Consider the following 16,730-nt stretch of genomic DNA (forward strand, 5'->3'; position numbering starts at 1 on the left):
TGGCGCGCGCCCCGCGTGAGGAGTACACGGCAATGAGCGACCCCAGCAACGGCGAGCGCACCCCCGAGAACACGCGTGACGGCGACGCCGCCTACGGCGACCCGGTCGAGGAGACCACGCCCGAGCAGCCCGCGGTCGACGACGTCGTGGGCAGCGCCAACGACAGTCTCGCCGACGCCGAGGCGGCCTCGCGCACCTCCGACCGTGGCGACGCCTCGTTCTCGTTCACCGACCGCGGGTCCGACCTCGGTGTCGACTACGGCAAGTACGCCGATGACGAGTCCGCGGTGCCCGCCTCCGCCGTCTCGAGCGAGCCGCTGTACCGTCCCCAGCCGGACGCCACCGACGCGGCATCCGCTCCCGCTGCCGCCACCGCCGCGTACGCGCACGCGAACGAGACGCCGGCCACGGTGACCCCCAGTGAGCCGGTCACGCACAGCGAGCCGATCACGCGGAGCGAGGCGGTGACGGAGCGGGTGGATGCCGCGCCCCTCGCCGACCGCGCGCCCGAAGCGGCCGCACCGACCGCGGTGTACTCGCAGCAGCCCATCTTCGTCCAGGCGCCCGAGGCCCCGCGCCCGCGCGGCAACCGTGGTGTGATCGGCGCGATCGGCCTGCTCGCCGCCCTCGTGTTCGCCGTCCTCTACCTCGCAGCCGTGCTCGGCTTCGCAGCGTGGGAGAACGGGATCGCCCTCGCCGACCTTCCGATGGCTGCTGTGTCCGCCCTCTCGACGGCCGCATTCTGGGTCCCGGTGGTCGTCTTCTTCCTCGGATTCTGGCTGCTGGGCGCGTTCATCAACCGGGGTCGCTGGGGACTGTGGGTCGTGCTCGGTCTTCTCGTCGGCGCGGTGTCGTACGGCGGCTACCTGCTCGGACAGCTCGTTGCGGCACCGTTCTGGTCGATCGCCCCGTCGCAGGCAGCGACGCTGATCGGTGAGCACCTCCTCGCCCCGCTCGCGGTCATCGCGTTCGTCCTCGGGCGCGAGGTCACGGTCTGGTTCGGTGCATGGGCATCGGCGCGCGGTCGTCGCATCACCGAGCTGAACGACGAGGCACAGCGCGAGTACGAGCGCACGCTCGAGGCCGGTCCGCAGCTCCACCAGTACTGAGCCGGTGGACGAGGCGCGTCCCGGCGTCACGCCGACACTCGCCGCCTTCCTGTCGACGGGCGGGTTCGGGGCGCTGAGCATCTGCGGCCTCGGGTTCGCGAGCCTGCTCACCGACACCGATGTGGTCGCGACCCGCGGTCTCGGCAACATCGCAGGTGTCGTCGGTTTCTGCCTGTCGGTCGCGGTCCTGCAGCTCCTGCTGCTGTGGGCGCTCAGGCAGCCGCGGCCGACGTACGGGGCCGCAGCCTGGTCGGCGGGGGCGGTGTACCTCGCCTATCCGTTCGGTCTTGCGCTCGGTGCCGTCTTCACCGGTGTGGACCCGGCCCGAGCCGTCGCGGCATCCGGCGCCTTCGCGCTGTCATGGTTCGCACTCGTCCTCGCGGCGGCGGCGGCGATCGCGGGATGGGTCGCGGTCGCCCTGGTGCGGACGAGGGCGCACCGACCGGAGTGGCCGTGGGAACGCGAGGACGACGACGGCGAGTCCTGAATCCAGCGATTTCCCGCGGTTTCCGCGACAATGGTCACCGTGGAGCGCTCGCTCGAGACGCAGGTCAGCCTGGCAGTGGATGCCTGGCTGCGATGGTTGCCGCGCTGGGAGCCGGCGACCCATCGTGGTCGCGTCGCGCCGTGCCGCCGCTGCCTCGGTTCTCCGGTCCTCTCTGCGGCCGGCCTCGGGTCCGACGTTCCGCACGGTGTGCAACACGGCCTGTCGACGCGCGTGAAGACGATCGTCGACCATGCGGTCGCGCAGTACACATCGCGGAATCTGCCGATGCTGCAGGGCGAGCTCGACACGCAGGCGGCGCGCAACCGCTCGCGGAGCTACCGTCCGGCCGAGGGGCTGGAGCCCGAGTTCGAAGGCCTGCCACTGGATCCCGACCCGGTGCCGGGCTCGCCGTTCCTGTTCACCATCGCCGGGCTCGCCGACGAAGCGGATGCCTCGGTCCCGGCGCTGCCGCCGCTGTCGGACGACGCCAAAGCGGCGCTCCGGCAGGAGGTCCGCCTCGCCGACGAGTACGCGAGCATGATCGGTCGCGAGGTCTGCACGATCCTGCTCCGCCATCGACTGCGGATCCAGGCCGCCGTCGGTCAGTACGTCGAGCCGCAGATCGCGGCGATGCTCGAGGAGCTGACCCGCTCACTGGATGCGCCGTTCGACCCTCGCGACGGGCTCCCCGGACTCTGATTCGCCCCGATCCGGGACGGTCGCCGAGTGCTGACCTGACATCGAATGCTGAATAGGGTGGTCCCATGAATTCGGGTGTCGACAGCGCCGCGAACGCCGTCATCGGCCTGCTCAGCTTCGTGCTGTTGGTGGGCATCTATGCATGGGTAGCGCTCGCGCTGTCCGCGTTGTTCCGCAAGCTCGGCGAGGAGCCCTGGCGCGGATGGGTGCCGTTCCTCAACATCGCGACGGTCTTGAAGTGGGGCGGGTTCTCGCCGTGGCTGGTGCTCTTCTCGCTGATTCCAGGGCTCGGACAACTCGCTGTCACGGTCCTCGTGGTCATGTCGGCCCACAAGCTCAACCGTGGGTTCGGCTACGGCGGTGGGATGACGGCGCTCGCTGCACTGCTCTTCCCGGTCTGGGCAACGATCGTCGGGTTCGGCCCCGCGCCTTGGCGCGGCGCGCGTCCCGTCGCTGCGCGGCCAACCCTGCCGCCGCCGACGGGAGCGTCGCCGCCGTACGCCCCGTTCACATCTGCACCTCCGGCTCCGTGGCCGGGTGGCCTCACGACGCCGCCGCCGGCTCCGCACGCCGCCGCGGTGGCCCCGCAGTCGTGGGCGCCACCTCCGCCGGCGGGACCCGTCGCCCCGCCACCGCTCCCGCCCGCGCCGACTCCCGTTGTAGGGATGCCGCCCGGGCATGAGCCGACCGTCCCGATGCCTCATCCCCGTTCGACGCCCGACTGGCAGGCAGAGGTCGACGAGGTCTCCGCGATCTCCCCGGCGCCGTTCCCCCCGAGCGCGGCGCCGAGTGCCGCTTCGGCGGGCGCCTCCTTCGTGAGCCCGCCGGTCGCGGCCGGTGATGATGCGGTCATCTCCGAGGTCCCGGGTCGGGGAGCGGATGCCCCCGTGACGCGGAGCCCTGCGCCGGCGCGACACGAGCCGGCCGCGCCGTCCGAACCCGATCCGGTCGATGAGCGGAATGTGTTCCCGGAGCTCACCGGCGAGGTCTCCGCTGTCGTCGGATCACCCGCGGCCGGTGCCCCGGTTTCGGCGACTCGGTCGGTGTCCGCGCAGCATCGTGACGAAGCGGAAGCGACGGGCGACGATCTCGACGACGTGGACCAGACCGTGATGGTCCGGCGGCGCCGGGCCGTATGGGAGCTCGTACCACCGTCGGGTGCGCCGATCCCGCTCGAGGCAGACGTCGTGATCCTCGGCCGCCACCCGGCCGCCGAGCCGCGGCATCCGCGTGCCCAACTCGTCACGATCATCGATCCGACCCGTACCGTGTCGAAGACCCACGCGCGGCTCGAGCGCCGCGGCGATGCCTGGCACATCACCGATCTGGACTCCACGAACGGCGTCCTGCTGCCGAGTCTGCTCGGCACCGACATCGAGCTCGAGCCGGGCACGGAAGTCGAGGTCGCGGACCGATTCCTGCTTGGGGATGCCGCGCTCCGGTTGCAGCGCGTCGAGCTCGGAGACTGACCTCTTCTCGACATCCGAGCGCGTTTGACCCTCCTCCGTCATACGGCGTATCATTGACCGGGTGTGCGCGCGTGCGCGCCCTGTTTCGTGCCCCGGTGCGATCAGGTGCACGAGCCACACAGGGACCGGCCTGCGAACAGGTCGCCCCCACGGCATATCCATCACCCAAAAGCCCGCCGGAATCCGGCGCGCGATGGATCTGTGGTGAAACCACGAACGCTGTCACCGTGCAGCACCTGCGCCGGGCGAAAGCTCCGCGCAGATCGACAAGGAGAGAACGTGCCAACCATTCAGCAGTTGGTTCGCAAGGGTCGCTCGCCCAAGGTCTCGAAGACCAAGGCGCCCGCGCTCAAGGCGAACCCGCAGCAGGCGGGTGTCTGCACTCGCGTGTACACCACCACCCCCAAGAAGCCGAACTCGGCGATGCGCAAGGTCGCTCGTGTGAAGCTCCGCAACGGCACCGAGGTCACCGCCTACATCCCCGGCGAGGGCCACAACCTGCAGGAGCACTCGCTCGTGCTGGTCCGCGGTGGTCGTGTGAAGGACCTCCCCGGTGTGCGTTACAAGATCGTCCGTGGCGCCCTGGACACCCAGGCAGTCAAGAACCGTAAGCAGGCTCGTAGCCGCTACGGCGCGAAGAAGGGTTGAGTTAGATGCCTCGCAAGGGACCCGCACCCCGCCGCGTCGTCGTCAACGACCCGGTCTACGGTGCTCCGATCGTCACCCAGCTGGTGAACAAGATCCTCGTCGACGGCAAGAAGTCGATCGCCGAGGCCATCGTCTACAACGCCCTCAAGGGTGTCGAGGCGAAGAACGGCCAGGACGCCGTCGCGACGCTCAAGAAGGCGCTCGACAACGTCCGCCCCACCCTCGAGGTCAAGAGCCGCCGCGTCGGTGGCTCGACCTACCAGGTTCCCGTCGAGGTCAAGCCGCACCGCGCGAACACGCTCGCGCTGCGCTGGCTCGTCTCGTACGCCAAGGGTCGCCGTGAGAAGACCATGACCGAGCGTCTCCAGAACGAGATCCTCGACGCCTCGAACGGCCTGGGTGCCGCGGTCAAGCGCCGCGAAGACACCCACAAGATGGCCGAGTCGAACCGCGCCTTCGCGCACTACCGCTGGTAATCAGCGCCACGGTGACCGGCCGGCACACCCTGCCGGTCGGTCACCCCGCGACCTCCGCACACCACACGTAAAGGACACCCCGTGGCACAAGAAGTGCTCACCGACCTCAACAAGGTCCGCAACATCGGCATCATGGCGCACATCGATGCCGGCAAGACGACGACGACCGAGCGCATCCTCTTCTACACGGGTGTCAACCACAAGCTCGGTGAGACGCACGACGGTGCTTCGACCACCGACTGGATGGAGCAGGAGAAGGAGCGCGGCATCACGATCACGTCTGCCGCCGTGACCTGCTTCTGGAACAAGAACCAGATCAACATCATCGACACCCCCGGACACGTCGACTTCACGGTCGAGGTCGAGCGTTCGCTCCGCGTGCTCGACGGTGCCGTCGCCGTCTTCGACGGCAAGGAGGGTGTCGAGCCCCAGTCCGAGACCGTGTGGCGTCAGGCTGACAAGTACGACGTCCCCCGCATCTGCTTCGTCAACAAGATGGACAAGCTGGGCGCCGACTTCTACTTCACCGTCGACACGATCGTGAAGCGCCTGGGCGCGAAGCCGCTCGTGCTGCAGCTCCCGATCGGTGCCGAGAACGACTTCGTCGGCGTCATCGACCTCATCGAGATGCGTGCCCTGGTGTGGCCCGGCGATGCCAAGGGTGATGTCACCATGGGCGCCAAGTACGAAGTCCAGGAGATCCCCGCGGACCTCAAGGACCGTGCTGAGGAGTACCGCCAGCAGCTGCTGGAGACCGTCGCCGAGAGTGACGAAGAGCTCCTCGAGAAGTTCTTCGGCGGCGAAGAGCTGACCGTGGCCGAGATCAAGGGCGCCATCCGCAAGATGACCGTCGCCGGCGAGCTCTACCCCGTGCTCTGCGGCTCCGCGTTCAAGAACCGCGGCGTGCAGCCCATGCTCGACGCGGTCGTCGACTACCTCCCCTCGCCCCTCGACGTGCCCGCCATCGAGGCGCACGACCCGAAGGACGAAGAGAAGGTCATCGAGCGTCACCCCGACGCGAACGACCCGTTCGCCGCACTGGCCTTCAAGGTCGCCGTGCACCCGTTCTTCGGTCGCCTGACCTACATCCGCGTCTACTCGGGTCAGCTCGACTCGGGCGCGCAGGTCATCAACTCGACCAAGGGCAAGAAGGAGCGCATCGGGAAGATCTTCCAGATGCACGCCAACAAGGAGAACCCGGTCGACGCGGTCACCGCGGGCAACATCTACGCCGTCATCGGCCTGAAGGACACCACCACGGGTGACACCCTGGCCGACCCGAACGAGCCGGTCGTCCTCGAGTCGATGACGTTCCCCGAGCCTGTCATCGAGGTCGCGATCGAGCCGAAGACGAAGGCCGACCAGGAGAAGCTGGGTGTCGCCATCCAGAAGCTCGCCGAAGAGGACCCGACCTTCCGCACCGAGCTCAACCCCGAGACCGGCCAGACGGTCATCAAGGGCATGGGCGAGCTGCACCTCGACATCCTCGTCGACCGCATGAAGCGCGAGTTCCGCGTCGAGGCGAACGTCGGCAAGCCGCAGGTGGCGTACCGCGAGACGATCAAGAAGGTCGTCGAGCGTCACGACTACACCCACAAGAAGCAGACCGGTGGTTCGGGTCAGTTCGCAAAGATCCAGTTCGGCCTCGAGCCGATGGAGGTCACCGCGGACAAGACCTACGAGTTCGAGAACAAGGTCACGGGTGGTCGCATCCCCCGCGAGTACATCGAGCCGACCAACCAGGGCTTCCAGGACGCGATGCAGGTCGGCGTGCTCGCCGGCTTCCCGATGGTGGGCGTGAAGGCGATCCTCACCGACGGTGCCTCGCACGACGTCGACTCCTCGGAGATGGCGTTCAAGATCGCGGGCTCGATGGGCTTCAAGGAGGCTGTCCGCAAGGCCGGCCCCGTGCTGCTCGAGCCGCTGATGGCCGTCGAGGTCCGTACTCCCGAGGAGTACATGGGCGACGTCATCGGCGACCTGAACTCGCGTCGTGGCCAGATCCAGTCGATGGAGGACGGCGCGGGCATCAAGATCGTCCGTGCGCTCGTCCCCCTCTCGGAGATGTTCGGCTACATCGGCGACCTGCGCTCGAAGACCTCGGGCCGCGCGGTCTACTCGATGGAGTTCGACAGCTACTCCGAGGTGCCGCGCGCGGTGGCCGACGAGATCGTCCAGAAGACCAAGGGCGAGTAACACCGCTCTTCGGATGCCGGGGGCTCCGGCTCCCGGCATCCGCCCAAACTGAATACCGACACGTCAACTACACTGACAACATCCCCGTAGAAACCCGGTCGCAATCCAGCGCCCGGGCGACTACACGACAAGTCCTGAGGAGGACCCAGTGGCCAAGGCCAAGTTCGAGCGGACCAAGCCGCACGTCAACATCGGAACGATCGGTCACGTCGACCACGGCAAGACCACGCTCACCGCTGCCATCTCGAAGGTGCTCGCCGACAAGTTCCCGTCGGCCACCAACGTGCAGCGTGACTTCGCGTCGATCGACTCGGCTCCCGAAGAGCGTCAGCGTGGTATCACGATCAACATCTCGCACGTCGAGTACGAGACCCCGAAGCGTCACTACGCACACGTCGACGCCCCGGGTCACGCTGACTACATCAAGAACATGATTACCGGTGCTGCCCAGATGGACGGCGCGATCCTCGTGGTCGCCGCTACCGACGGCCCGATGGCGCAGACGCGTGAGCACGTGCTGCTCGCCAAGCAGGTCGGCGTGCCGTACCTCATGGTCGCGCTGAACAAGGCCGACATGGTCGAGGACGAGGAGATCCTGGAGCTCGTCGAGCTCGAGGTCTCGGAGCTCCTCGCTTCGCAGGGCTTCGCTGAGGACGCTCCGGTCGTCCGCGTCTCGGGCCTCAAGGCGCTCGAGGGTGACGAGAAGTGGGTCCAGTCGATCCTCGACCTCATGGATGCCGCTGACGAGAACATCCCCGACCCCGTGCGTGACAAGGACAAGCCGTTCCTCATGCCGATCGAGGACGTCTTCACGATCACCGGTCGTGGCACGGTCGTCACCGGCCGCGCCGAGCGTGGCACGCTCGCGATCAACTCCGAGGTCGAGATCGTCGGCATCCGCCCGACGCAGAAGACCACGGTCACGGGTATCGAGATGTTCCACAAGCAGCTCGACGAGGCCTGGGCCGGCGAGAACTGTGGTCTGCTCCTCCGTGGTCTCAAGCGCGACGACGTCGAGCGTGGCCAGGTTGTCGTGAAGCCGGGTTCGGTTACGCCGCACACCAACTTCGAGGGCACCGCCTACATCCTCTCGAAGGAGGAGGGTGGCCGTCACAACCCCTTCTACACGAACTACCGCCCGCAGTTCTACTTCCGTACCACGGACGTGACCGGCGTCATCTCGCTGCCCGAGGGCACCGAGATGGTCATGCCCGGTGACACCACCGACATGACGGTCGAGCTCATCCAGCCGATCGCCATGGAGGACGGTCTGGGCTTCGCGATCCGTGAGGGTGGCCGCACCGTCGGCGCCGGCACGGTGACCAAGATCCTGAAGTAAGTTCTTCGGATACACCGACAGGGGTCGGGCCTTCGGGCCCGGCCCCTTCGTCGTCCCTGGCGCACGATCCGCCGCGGACCTAGACTGACCGCGCCGGGCGATCGGCTCGGCCCACCTGACGGACGGGAGCAACAGCCATGGGTATCGACGATGTGGTCAACAAGGGCAAGGAATTCCTCGAGCAGCACAAGGACCAGATCCAGGACACCTTGCAGTCGGAGCAGGCTGAGGGCGTCAGCGACAACGTCCTCGACGCCGCTGCCGAGTTCGTGAAGAAGGTCGCCCCGGACTCGGTCGACGCGAAGGTCGACGAGCTGCGAGACACCGCGGATCGGCACATCGGCAACGAGTGATTCCGATTGGACACTAAGGGGGTGGATGCCGCGGCATCCACCCCCTCCGGCGTTCAGGCCGTATCCAGCCGACGCAGAGGCCACTCACATGAGAGCTGTCTCGTAAACCGATGTTCACTTGACGCTCAAAAGAAAACTTCGGTGCTCGGCGAAGACCTCATGACCCTCGTCACGTGCACGCCGCTGGGCGTCAACAGTCACCGCATCCTCGTCACCGCCGAGCGCGTCATCCCGACGCCGCAGAAGGACGTGGATGCCGCCGGCGAACGCCCCGACATCCCGCGATTCCCCTGGTGGGCGGTCATCGCGGGCGGTGCGATCGTGCTCTCCGGAGGGTACGTTTGGTGGTCGGGCCGACCGGTCCGACCGCGACACGCCGACTGAGGCGAAATCCGACACGCCCGGGTTTGCGACACGCCCGAACGGCACGTAGACTGTACAGGTTCCACATTCCTGCGCGCATGCGCGGGATCACTGCCAGGGCAGTGCATAGGCAGCGCAACCTTCGGGTGACGCGCGATGACCTAGGCCGCGGGCAGCAGAACATCACATCCCCACACCCCACCCGGAAACGGATCCGCACGCGTGCGTGCCGGGGGAGCGGATGCCACGAGCTCAGCCCCGTGGATTGACATCAAAACAGCGGTGCAGCATCCCTCGGCTTCGAGGGGGAGTGCCCGGCGCGAAAGCGCCTCGTGCGTCCAATGCCCCCGAGGTAAGACGCGAGAAAGAGAGTGAACAATGGCGGGACAGAAGATCCGCATTCGCCTGAAGTCGTACGACCACGAGGTCATCGACTCGTCGGCGCGCAAAATCGTCGACACCGTGACCCGTGCGGGCGCGACGGTCGTGGGCCCGGTGCCCCTTCCGACCGAGAAGAACGTGATCGCAGTCATCCGTTCGCCCCACAAGTACAAGGACAGCCGCGAGCACTTCGAGATGCGCACCCACAAGCGCCTCATCGACATCATCGACCCGACGCCCAAGGCCGTCGACTCGCTGATGCGTCTCGACCTCCCGGCTGACGTCAACATCGAGATCAAGCTCTGAGGTCGATCATCATGGCTGACATCAACACCAAGGTTTCCAAGGGCCTGCTCGGCACCAAGCTCGGCATGACCCAGGTCTGGGATGAGAACGGCAAGCTCGTTCCCGTCACCGTCATCGAGATCGCGCCCAACGTGGTCACGCAGGTCCGTACGCCCGAGAAGGACGGCTACAAGGCCGTGCAGATCGCATACGGGCAGATCGACCCCCGCAAGGTCAACAAGCCGCAGACCGCGCACTTCGAGGCTGCCGGCGTGACCCCGCGCCGTCACCTCACCGAGGTCCGCACGGCTGACGCCGCTGACTACTCGCTGGGCCAGGAGCTCACCGTGGACGGCACCTTCGAGGCCGGCCAGCTGGTCGACGTCGTCGGCACCAGCAAGGGCAAGGGCACCGCGGGTGTCATGAAGCGCCACAACTTCAAGGGCGTTTCGGCTTCGCACGGTGCACACCGCAACCACCGCAAGCCCGGTTCGATCGGCGCATCGTCGACCCCGAGCCGCGTCTTCAAGGGCATGCGCATGGCCGGCCGTATGGGTGGCGAGCGCGTGACCGTCCTCAACCTCACGGTGCACGCCATCGACGCCGAGAAGGGACTCATGCTCGTCAAGGGCGCCGTCCCCGGTGCTCGTGGCCGCATCGTCTACGTCCGCAACGCAGTGAAGGGTGCCTGAACATGGCTGACTCGACTCTCGCGCTCGACGTCGTGAAGGCCGACGGCAAGAAGGCAGGCTCCGTGGAGCTGCCCGCCGCGATCTTCGACGTCAAGACGAACATCCCCCTCATCCACCAGGTCGTCGTCGCGCAGCTCGCGGCGGCTCGCCAGGGCACCCACTCGACCAAGCGTCGCGGTGAGGTCTCGGGCGCCGGCCGCAAGCCCTTCAAGCAGAAGGGCACGGGTAACGCCCGTCAGGGCTCGATCCGCGCGCCGCACATGACCGGTGGTGGCATCGTGCACGGTCCCAAGCCGCGCAACTACTCGCAGCGCACCCCCAAGAAGATGATCGCCGCCGCCCTCCTGGGTGCGCTCAGCGACCGTGCTCGTGGTGGCCGTCTGCACATCGTCGACTCGTTCGGCATCGAGGGTGCCCCGTCGACCAAGGCCGCCGCATCGGTCCTGGCGTCGCTCGCCCCGACGAAGAACGTCCTGGTGGTCATCACCCGCGACGACGAACTCAGCGTCAAGAGCACCCGCAACCTCGCGTACGTGCACGTGCTGACGTTCGACCAGCTCAACGCCTATGACGTGCTCGTCTCGGACGACATCGTCTTCACCAAGGCCGCGTACGACGCGTTCGTCGCTGCGAAGGCCGGCGAAACCTCGGAGGTCTCCGCATGACCGTCAACAAGGACCCGCGCGACATCATCCTGAAGCCGGTCGTCTCGGAGAAGAGCTACGGGCTCATCGACGAGGGTAAGTACACGTTCCTCGTGGACCCCCGCGCCGACAAGACCGAGATCAAGCTCGCGATCGAGAAGATCTTCGGCGTCAAGGTCGCTTCGGTGAACACGCTGAACCGTCCGGGCAAGGCCCGCCGCACCCGCTTCGGCACCGGCAAGCGCAAGGACACCAAGCGCGCCATCGTGACCCTGAAGTCGGGCACCATCGACATCTTCACGGCCGTCGGCTGACAGCTGGATTAGAGGACTCAAGACATGGCTATTCGCAAGTACAAGCCCACGACCCCCGGTCGTCGCGGTTCGTCGGTCGCCGACTTCGCTGAGATCACCCGATCGACGCCCGAGAAGTCGCTCCTTCGTCCGCTGTCGAAGACCGGTGGCCGCAACAACCAGGGCCGCATCACGACGCGTCACATCGGTGGTGGCCACAAGCGCCAGTACCGCGTGATCGACTTCCGTCGCAACGACAAGGACGGCATCAACGCCAAGGTCGCTCACATCGAGTACGACCCCAACCGCACCGCGCGCATCGCGCTGCTGCACTACTTCGACGGTGAGAAGCGCTACATCCTCGCCCCGAACAAGCTGTCGCAGGGTGACGTCGTCGAGTCGGGTGCCGGCGCTGACATCAAGCCCGGCAACAACCTGCCGCTGCGCAACATCCCCACCGGTACGGTCATCCACGCGATCGAGCTCCGCCCCGGCGGCGGTGCGAAGATGGCGCGTTCGGCCGGCACGTCGGTTCGCCTCGTCGCGAAGGACGGCCCCTACGCCCAGCTGCGTCTCCCCTCGGGCGAGATCCGCAACGTCGATGCGCGCTGCCGCGCGACCATCGGCGAGGTCGGCAACGCCGAGCAGTCGAACATCAACTGGGGCAAGGCCGGCCGCAAGCGCTGGAAGGGCGTCCGCCCGACCGTCCGTGGTGTCGCCATGAACCCGGTCGACCACCCGCACGGTGGTGGTGAGGGCAAGACGTCCGGTGGACGTCACCCCGTCACTCCTTGGGGCCAGGCTGAGGGTCGTACCCGCCACCCCAACAAGGAAAGCGACAAGTTGATCGTTCGCCGTCGCAACGCCGGCAAGAAGCGGAAGTAGGAGTAGAGGAAGATGCCTCGCAGCCTGAAGAAGGGCCCCTTCGTCGACGAGCACCTGCTTCGCAAGGTCGTCTCGCAGAACGAAGCGGGTACCAAGAACGTCATCAAGACCTGGTCGCGTCGTTCGATGATCATCCCGGCCATGCTGGGTCACACGATCGCCGTGCACGACGGACGCAAGCACATCCCCGTGTTCGTGTCCGAGACCATGGTCGGTCACAAGCTGGGCGAGTTCGCGCCCACCCGCACCTTCCGCGGCCACGAGAAGGACGACAAGAAGGGCCGTCGCCGCTAAGGCGGTGGCGCTCCCTAGAGAGAGAAAGAGGAGGAGAAACACATGGTGGAATCCATCGCACGCGTGAAGCACATCCGCGTGACCCCTCAGAAGGCTCGTCGTGTCGTCGCGCTCATCAAGGGCAAGCAGGCTCAGGAGGCTCTCGCCATCCTGAAGTTCGCCCCGCAGAGCGCCAGCGAGCCCATCTACAAGCTCGTTGCCTCGGCGGTCGCCAACGCCCGCGTGAAGGCCGACAAGGACAACGAGTTCCTGGACGAGCAGGACCTGTACGTGGCCAACGCGTACGTGGACGAGGGCACGACGCTCAAGCGTTTCCAGCCCCGCGCCCAGGGTCGTGCGTTCCAGATCAAGAAGCGCACCAGCCACATCACGGTTGTGCTCTCGACCCCCGAGGTCGCTGAGACGGCTGCTGCCAAGGACAAGAAGGCGAGCAAGTAATGGGACAGAAGGTCAACCCGTACGGCTTCCGCCTCGGCATCACCACCGACCACGTGTCGCGTTGGTTCTCGGACTCCACGAAGCCCGGACAGCGTTACGCCGACTACGTGGCCGAGGACGTCAAGATCCGTCGCCTTTTGACGACGTCGCTCGACCGTGCCGGCGTGAGCAACATCGAGATCGAGCGCACGCGTGACCGCGTCCGCGTCGACATCCACACCGCCCGCCCGGGCATCGTGATCGGCCGCCGCGGCGCCGAGGCCGAGCGCATCCGCGCCGACCTCGAGAAGCTCACCGGCAAGCAGATCCAGCTGAACATCCTCGAGGTCAAGAACCCCGAGGCTGACGCTCAGCTCGTCGCGCAGGGTATTGCCGAGCAGCTCTCCGCTCGTGTGGCGTTCCGCCGCGCGATGCGCAAGGGCCTGCAGGGCGCCCAGCGTGCCGGTGCCAAGGGCATCCGCATCCAGGTCTCCGGCCGCCTCGGCGGCGCCGAGATGAGCCGGTCGGAGTTCTACCGCGAAGGCCGTGTGCCCCTGCACACGCTCCGCGCGAACATCGACTACGGCTTCTACGAGGCGAAGACCACCTTCGGCCGCATCGGCGTGAAGGTCTGGATCTACAAGGGCGACCTCACCAACAAGGAACTCGCTCGCGAGCAGGCCAACGCGCCCAAGTCGGACCGTCGTCGCGACGACCGTCGTGGTCCCCGCAACGACCGCCGCAACGAGGCCCCCGTCGCAGAAGGAGCGTCTGCCTGATGCTTATTCCCCGCAAGGTCAAGTACCGCAAGCAGCACCACCCCAAGCGCGACGGCGCCGCCACCGGTGGCACCAAGGTCAGCTTCGGTGAGTTCGGCATCCAGGCACTGACGCCCGCTTACGTGACCAACCGTCAGATCGAGTCCGCTCGTATCGCGATGACGCGTCACATCAAGCGTGGCGGCAAGGTGTGGATCAACATCTACCCCGACCGTCCGCTCACGAAGAAGCCGGCCGAAACCCGCATGGGTTCCGGTAAGGGTTCGCCGGAGTGGTGGGTCGCCAACGTCAAGCCGGGTCGCGTCCTCTTCGAGGTCGCGGGCGTCAACGAGGAACTCGCTCGTGAGGCCCTGACCCGTGCCATCCACAAGCTGCCGCTCAAGGCACGCATCATCAAGCGCGAGGAGGGCGACGCGTAATGGCTGTCGGCACCAAGACGCTCGCCCCGAGCGAGCTGGACACGTTCGAAGACCAGCGCCTCGTCGAGGAGCTCCGCAAGGCCAAGGAAGAGCTGTTCAACCTGCGCTTCCAGTCGGCCACCGGTCAGCTCGAGAGCCACGGCCGCATCCGTGCTGTCAAGCGCGACATCGCGCGGCTCTACACCGTCATCCGTGAGCGCGAGCTCGGCATCCGTGCCACGCCCGCCCCGGTCGAGACGGCGACGAAGGCGAAGAAGACCAAGGCCAAGAAGGCGGATGCCGCTGACGAGGCCGTGAAGGAAGAGGCTGAGTGATGGCTGAGAAGAAGGCAGCTGCCGCTGAGGTCGCCGGCCACGAGTCGGCCGCCCACGACGTCCGCGACGAGAACGCCCGCGGGTACCGCAAGGCGCGTCGTGGCTACGTCGTCAGCGACAAGATGGACAAGACCATCGTCGTCGAGGTCGAGGATCGCGTGAAGCACCCGCTCTACGGCAAGGTCATGCGTCGCACGACGAAGGTGAAGGCTCACGATGAGCTGAACACCGCAGGTATCGGCGACCTCGTCCTCATCAACGAGACCCGTCCGCTCAGCGCCACGAAGCGCTGGCGCCTGGTCGAGATTCTCGAGAAGGCGAAGTAAGAAATGATCCAGAACGAGTCTCGCGTCAAGGTCGCCGATAACAGCGGCGCCAAGCAGCTCCTCACGATCCGTGTGCTCGGTGGCTCGAACCGCCGTTACGCGGGCGTGGGTGACATCATCGTGGCGACCGTCAAGGACGCGATCCCGGGCGGAAACGTCAAGAAGGGCGATGTGGTCAAGGCCGTCATCGTCCGCACCGTCAAGTCGACCCGTCGTTCCGACGGTTCGTACATCAAGTTCGACGAGAACGCCGCCGTCATCCTGAAGAACGATGGGGAGCCCCGCGGCACCCGTATCTTCGGACCGGTCGGTCGTGAGCTTCGTGACAAGAAGTTCATGAAGATCGTCTCGCTCGCCCCGGAGGTCATCTGATCATGGCGAACATCAAGAAGGGTGACCTGGTTCAGGTCATCAGCGGCCGCAAGCAGGACAAGGGCGGCGACCGTGGCAAGCAGGGCAAGGTCCTCGAGATCCTCGTCGAGCAGAACCGCGTCGTTGTTGAGGGCGTGAACTACGTCACGAAGCACACCCGCGTCGGCCAGTCGCAGCGCGGCACCAAGACGGGCGGCATCGAGACGATGGAAGCCCCGATCCACATCTCCAACGTGGCGCTGGTCGACCCGTCGACCAAGAAGCCGACCCGTGTCGGCCACCGCGTCGAGGAGCAGACGAAGGACGGCGTCAAGCGCACCGTTCGCGTCCGCTACGCCAAGAAGAGCGGCAAGGACCTCTGAATATGAGCAACGCAACTGCCGCGGCGGCTGGCAAGATCCAGCCCCGCCTGAAGCAGAAGTACCAGGGCGAGATCAAGAAGGCCCTGCAGGACGAGTTCGGCTACGCCAACGTCATGCAGATCCCCGGTCTCGTCAAGGTCGTCGTCAACACCGGTGTCGGTGAGGCTGCGCGCGACAGCAAGGTGATCGATGGTGCGGTCGACGACCTCACCAAGATCACCGGCCAGAAGCCGATCGTCACCAAGGCACGCAAGTCCATCGCGCAGTTCAAGCTGCGCGAGGGCCAGGCCATCGGTGCCCACGTCACCCTCCGCGGTGACCGCGCGTGGGAGTTCGTCGACCGCCTCGTCAACCTCGCACTGCCCCGTATCCGCGACTTCCGCGGTCTCTCGGACAAGCAGTTCGACGGCAACGGCAACTACACCTTCGGTCTCCAGGAGCAGTCCGTGTTCCACGAGATCAACCAGGACAAGATCGACCGCGTTCGCGGCTTCGACATCACGATCGTCACCACGGCGAAGACGGATGCCGAGGGTCGGGCGCTGCTCAAGCACCTGGGCTTCCCGTTCAAGTCGGCTGACGCTCAGGCGTAAGTCCGATAAGATCGATCGTTCGGCCTCGGGGCGTGCTCCGGGGCCGAACGAGCGCACAACTGAATATCGCAACGCCACGAAGGTCGGCTGTCGTGTAACGGCATCCGAAACCGCATGACAAAAGGACAACACCTATGACGATGACAGACCCGGTCGCAGATCTGCTGACCCGTCTGCGCAACGCGAACTCCGCGCACCACGATTCCGTGGCGCTGCCGAGCTCCAAGCTCAAGACCCACATCGCCGAGATCCTCCAGCAGGAGGGGTACATCTCCGGCTGGGAGGTCTCCGACGCCCGTGTCGGCCAGACCCTCACCCTGACCCTGAAGTACGGCCCGAACCGCGAGCGGTCGATCGCCGGCATCAAGCGCGTCTCGAAGCCCGGTCTCCGCGTGTACGCGAAGTCGACCGAGCTCCCCAAGGTCCTCGGTGGCCTCGGCGTCGCCATCCTGTCCACCTCCTCTGGCCTCCTCACGGACCGCCAGGCCGAGCAGAAGGGCGTCGGCGGGGAAGTCCTCGCCTACGTGTGGTGATC

At 66.5% G+C, this 16,730-nt stretch carries 25 protein-coding genes; all 25 read left to right on the forward strand.

All coding sequences use genetic code 11. The features are described from left to right. Window positions 1-32: 32 nt before the first annotated feature. The 25 genes from QNI14_RS07950 to rpsH all read left to right on the forward strand — a co-directional run bounded on the left by QNI14_RS07950 (window position 33) and on the right by rpsH (window position 16,728). Window positions 33-1,109, forward strand: coding sequence for an ABC transporter (locus tag QNI14_RS07950; protein ID WP_283715999.1), 1,077 nt, complete (start codon window positions 33-35; stop codon window positions 1,107-1,109). Between the two features lie 4 nt (window positions 1,110-1,113). Beyond that, a complete protein-coding gene (locus QNI14_RS07955) occupies window positions 1,114-1,596 on the forward strand; it encodes a DUF6121 family protein (RefSeq protein ID WP_283716000.1) in 483 nt (160 codons plus the stop codon). A gap of 39 nt (window positions 1,597-1,635) precedes the next feature. After that, window positions 1,636-2,295: a spermidine/putrescine ABC transporter substrate-binding protein gene (locus tag QNI14_RS07960; RefSeq protein ID WP_283716001.1), complete on the forward strand. Its 660-nt coding sequence runs from the start codon at window positions 1,636-1,638 to the stop codon at window positions 2,293-2,295. Window positions 2,296-2,360: 65 nt separating this feature from the next. Next, window positions 2,361-3,764 (forward strand): DUF5684 domain-containing protein, encoded by a 1,404-nt coding sequence (locus tag QNI14_RS07965; protein ID WP_283716002.1) that lies wholly within the window; start codon window positions 2,361-2,363, stop codon window positions 3,762-3,764. Window positions 3,765-4,043: 279 nt separating this feature from the next. Then, window positions 4,044-4,412 carry a 30S ribosomal protein S12 gene (gene rpsL, locus QNI14_RS07970; protein ID WP_018171438.1) on the forward strand — a complete coding sequence of 123 codons (369 nt, stop codon included), beginning with the start codon at window positions 4,044-4,046 and terminating at the stop codon, window positions 4,410-4,412. A gap of 5 nt (window positions 4,413-4,417) precedes the next feature. Continuing rightward, a complete protein-coding gene (gene rpsG, locus QNI14_RS07975; RefSeq protein ID WP_018187368.1) occupies window positions 4,418-4,888 on the forward strand; it encodes a 30S ribosomal protein S7 in 471 nt (156 codons plus the stop codon). An 81-nt stretch (window positions 4,889-4,969) separates the two neighbouring features. After that, entirely contained in the window at window positions 4,970-7,084 is a 2,115-nt protein-coding gene (gene fusA / locus QNI14_RS07980) for an elongation factor G (protein WP_283716005.1), read from the forward strand. Between the two features lie 148 nt (window positions 7,085-7,232). Then, complete coding sequence (tuf, locus tag QNI14_RS07985) at window positions 7,233-8,423, forward strand: elongation factor Tu (RefSeq protein WP_283716006.1); 1,191 nt, start codon at window positions 7,233-7,235, stop codon at window positions 8,421-8,423. A 137-nt stretch (window positions 8,424-8,560) separates the two neighbouring features. After that, entirely contained in the window at window positions 8,561-8,776 is a 216-nt protein-coding gene (locus QNI14_RS07990; protein WP_283716007.1) for an Rv0909 family putative TA system antitoxin, read from the forward strand. A 141-nt stretch (window positions 8,777-8,917) separates the two neighbouring features. After that, a complete protein-coding gene (locus QNI14_RS07995) occupies window positions 8,918-9,160 on the forward strand; it encodes a hypothetical protein (RefSeq protein ID WP_430539260.1) in 243 nt (80 codons plus the stop codon). A 357-nt stretch (window positions 9,161-9,517) separates the two neighbouring features. Continuing rightward, the gene (gene rpsJ, locus QNI14_RS08000) at window positions 9,518-9,826 is read left to right on the forward strand and encodes a 30S ribosomal protein S10 (protein WP_018171443.1); all 309 of its coding nucleotides are present in this window, start codon (window positions 9,518-9,520) and stop codon (window positions 9,824-9,826) included. 11 nt (window positions 9,827-9,837) lie between these two features. Then, on the forward strand, window positions 9,838-10,497 hold the full coding sequence (gene rplC / locus QNI14_RS08005; protein WP_283716010.1) for a 50S ribosomal protein L3: 660 nt from the start codon (window positions 9,838-9,840) through the stop codon (window positions 10,495-10,497). A gap of 2 nt (window positions 10,498-10,499) precedes the next feature. Continuing rightward, entirely contained in the window at window positions 10,500-11,162 is a 663-nt protein-coding gene (gene rplD / locus QNI14_RS08010; RefSeq protein WP_283716011.1) for a 50S ribosomal protein L4, read from the forward strand. After that, complete coding sequence (gene rplW, locus QNI14_RS08015; RefSeq protein WP_283716012.1) at window positions 11,159-11,455, forward strand: 50S ribosomal protein L23; 297 nt, start codon at window positions 11,159-11,161, stop codon at window positions 11,453-11,455. The genes rplD and rplW overlap by 4 nt, the downstream gene beginning before the upstream one ends. Before the next feature lie 24 nt (window positions 11,456-11,479). Then, window positions 11,480-12,319 (forward strand): 50S ribosomal protein L2, encoded by an 840-nt coding sequence (rplB, locus tag QNI14_RS08020; RefSeq protein WP_283716013.1) that lies wholly within the window; start codon window positions 11,480-11,482, stop codon window positions 12,317-12,319. Window positions 12,320-12,331: 12 nt separating this feature from the next. Beyond that, on the forward strand, window positions 12,332-12,613 hold the full coding sequence (rpsS, locus tag QNI14_RS08025) for a 30S ribosomal protein S19 (protein WP_018187348.1): 282 nt from the start codon (window positions 12,332-12,334) through the stop codon (window positions 12,611-12,613). A gap of 42 nt (window positions 12,614-12,655) precedes the next feature. Then, a complete protein-coding gene (gene rplV / locus QNI14_RS08030; RefSeq protein ID WP_283716015.1) occupies window positions 12,656-13,051 on the forward strand; it encodes a 50S ribosomal protein L22 in 396 nt (131 codons plus the stop codon). Beyond that, window positions 13,051-13,809: a 30S ribosomal protein S3 gene (gene rpsC, locus QNI14_RS08035; RefSeq protein ID WP_184215343.1), complete on the forward strand. Its 759-nt coding sequence runs from the start codon at window positions 13,051-13,053 to the stop codon at window positions 13,807-13,809. The genes rplV and rpsC overlap by 1 nt, the downstream gene beginning before the upstream one ends. Next, window positions 13,809-14,228: a 50S ribosomal protein L16 gene (gene rplP / locus QNI14_RS08040; RefSeq protein WP_184215346.1), complete on the forward strand. Its 420-nt coding sequence runs from the start codon at window positions 13,809-13,811 to the stop codon at window positions 14,226-14,228. Before rpsC ends, rplP begins: the two co-directional genes overlap by 1 nt. Continuing rightward, entirely contained in the window at window positions 14,228-14,542 is a 315-nt protein-coding gene (rpmC, locus tag QNI14_RS08045; protein ID WP_184215349.1) for a 50S ribosomal protein L29, read from the forward strand. The genes rplP and rpmC overlap by 1 nt, the downstream gene beginning before the upstream one ends. Then, window positions 14,542-14,868: a 30S ribosomal protein S17 gene (gene rpsQ, locus QNI14_RS08050; protein ID WP_283716018.1), complete on the forward strand. Its 327-nt coding sequence runs from the start codon at window positions 14,542-14,544 to the stop codon at window positions 14,866-14,868. The genes rpmC and rpsQ overlap by 1 nt, the downstream gene beginning before the upstream one ends. Window positions 14,869-14,871: 3 nt before the next feature. Then, complete coding sequence (gene rplN / locus QNI14_RS08055; RefSeq protein ID WP_283716019.1) at window positions 14,872-15,240, forward strand: 50S ribosomal protein L14; 369 nt, start codon at window positions 14,872-14,874, stop codon at window positions 15,238-15,240. A 2-nt stretch (window positions 15,241-15,242) separates the two neighbouring features. Next, entirely contained in the window at window positions 15,243-15,602 is a 360-nt protein-coding gene (gene rplX, locus QNI14_RS08060; protein ID WP_184215358.1) for a 50S ribosomal protein L24, read from the forward strand. 2 nt (window positions 15,603-15,604) lie between these two features. Continuing rightward, window positions 15,605-16,195, forward strand: a complete 591-nt coding sequence (gene rplE, locus QNI14_RS08065) for a 50S ribosomal protein L5 (protein WP_283716021.1) — start codon at window positions 15,605-15,607, stop codon at window positions 16,193-16,195. A gap of 134 nt (window positions 16,196-16,329) precedes the next feature. Continuing rightward, the gene (gene rpsH / locus QNI14_RS08070) at window positions 16,330-16,728 is read left to right on the forward strand and encodes a 30S ribosomal protein S8 (RefSeq protein WP_283716022.1); all 399 of its coding nucleotides are present in this window, start codon (window positions 16,330-16,332) and stop codon (window positions 16,726-16,728) included. Window positions 16,729-16,730: the final 2 nt, after the last annotated feature.

The sequence above is a fragment of the Microbacterium dauci genome, assembly GCF_030065535.1.
Taxonomy (GTDB): domain Bacteria; phylum Actinomycetota; class Actinomycetes; order Actinomycetales; family Microbacteriaceae; genus Microbacterium; species Microbacterium dauci.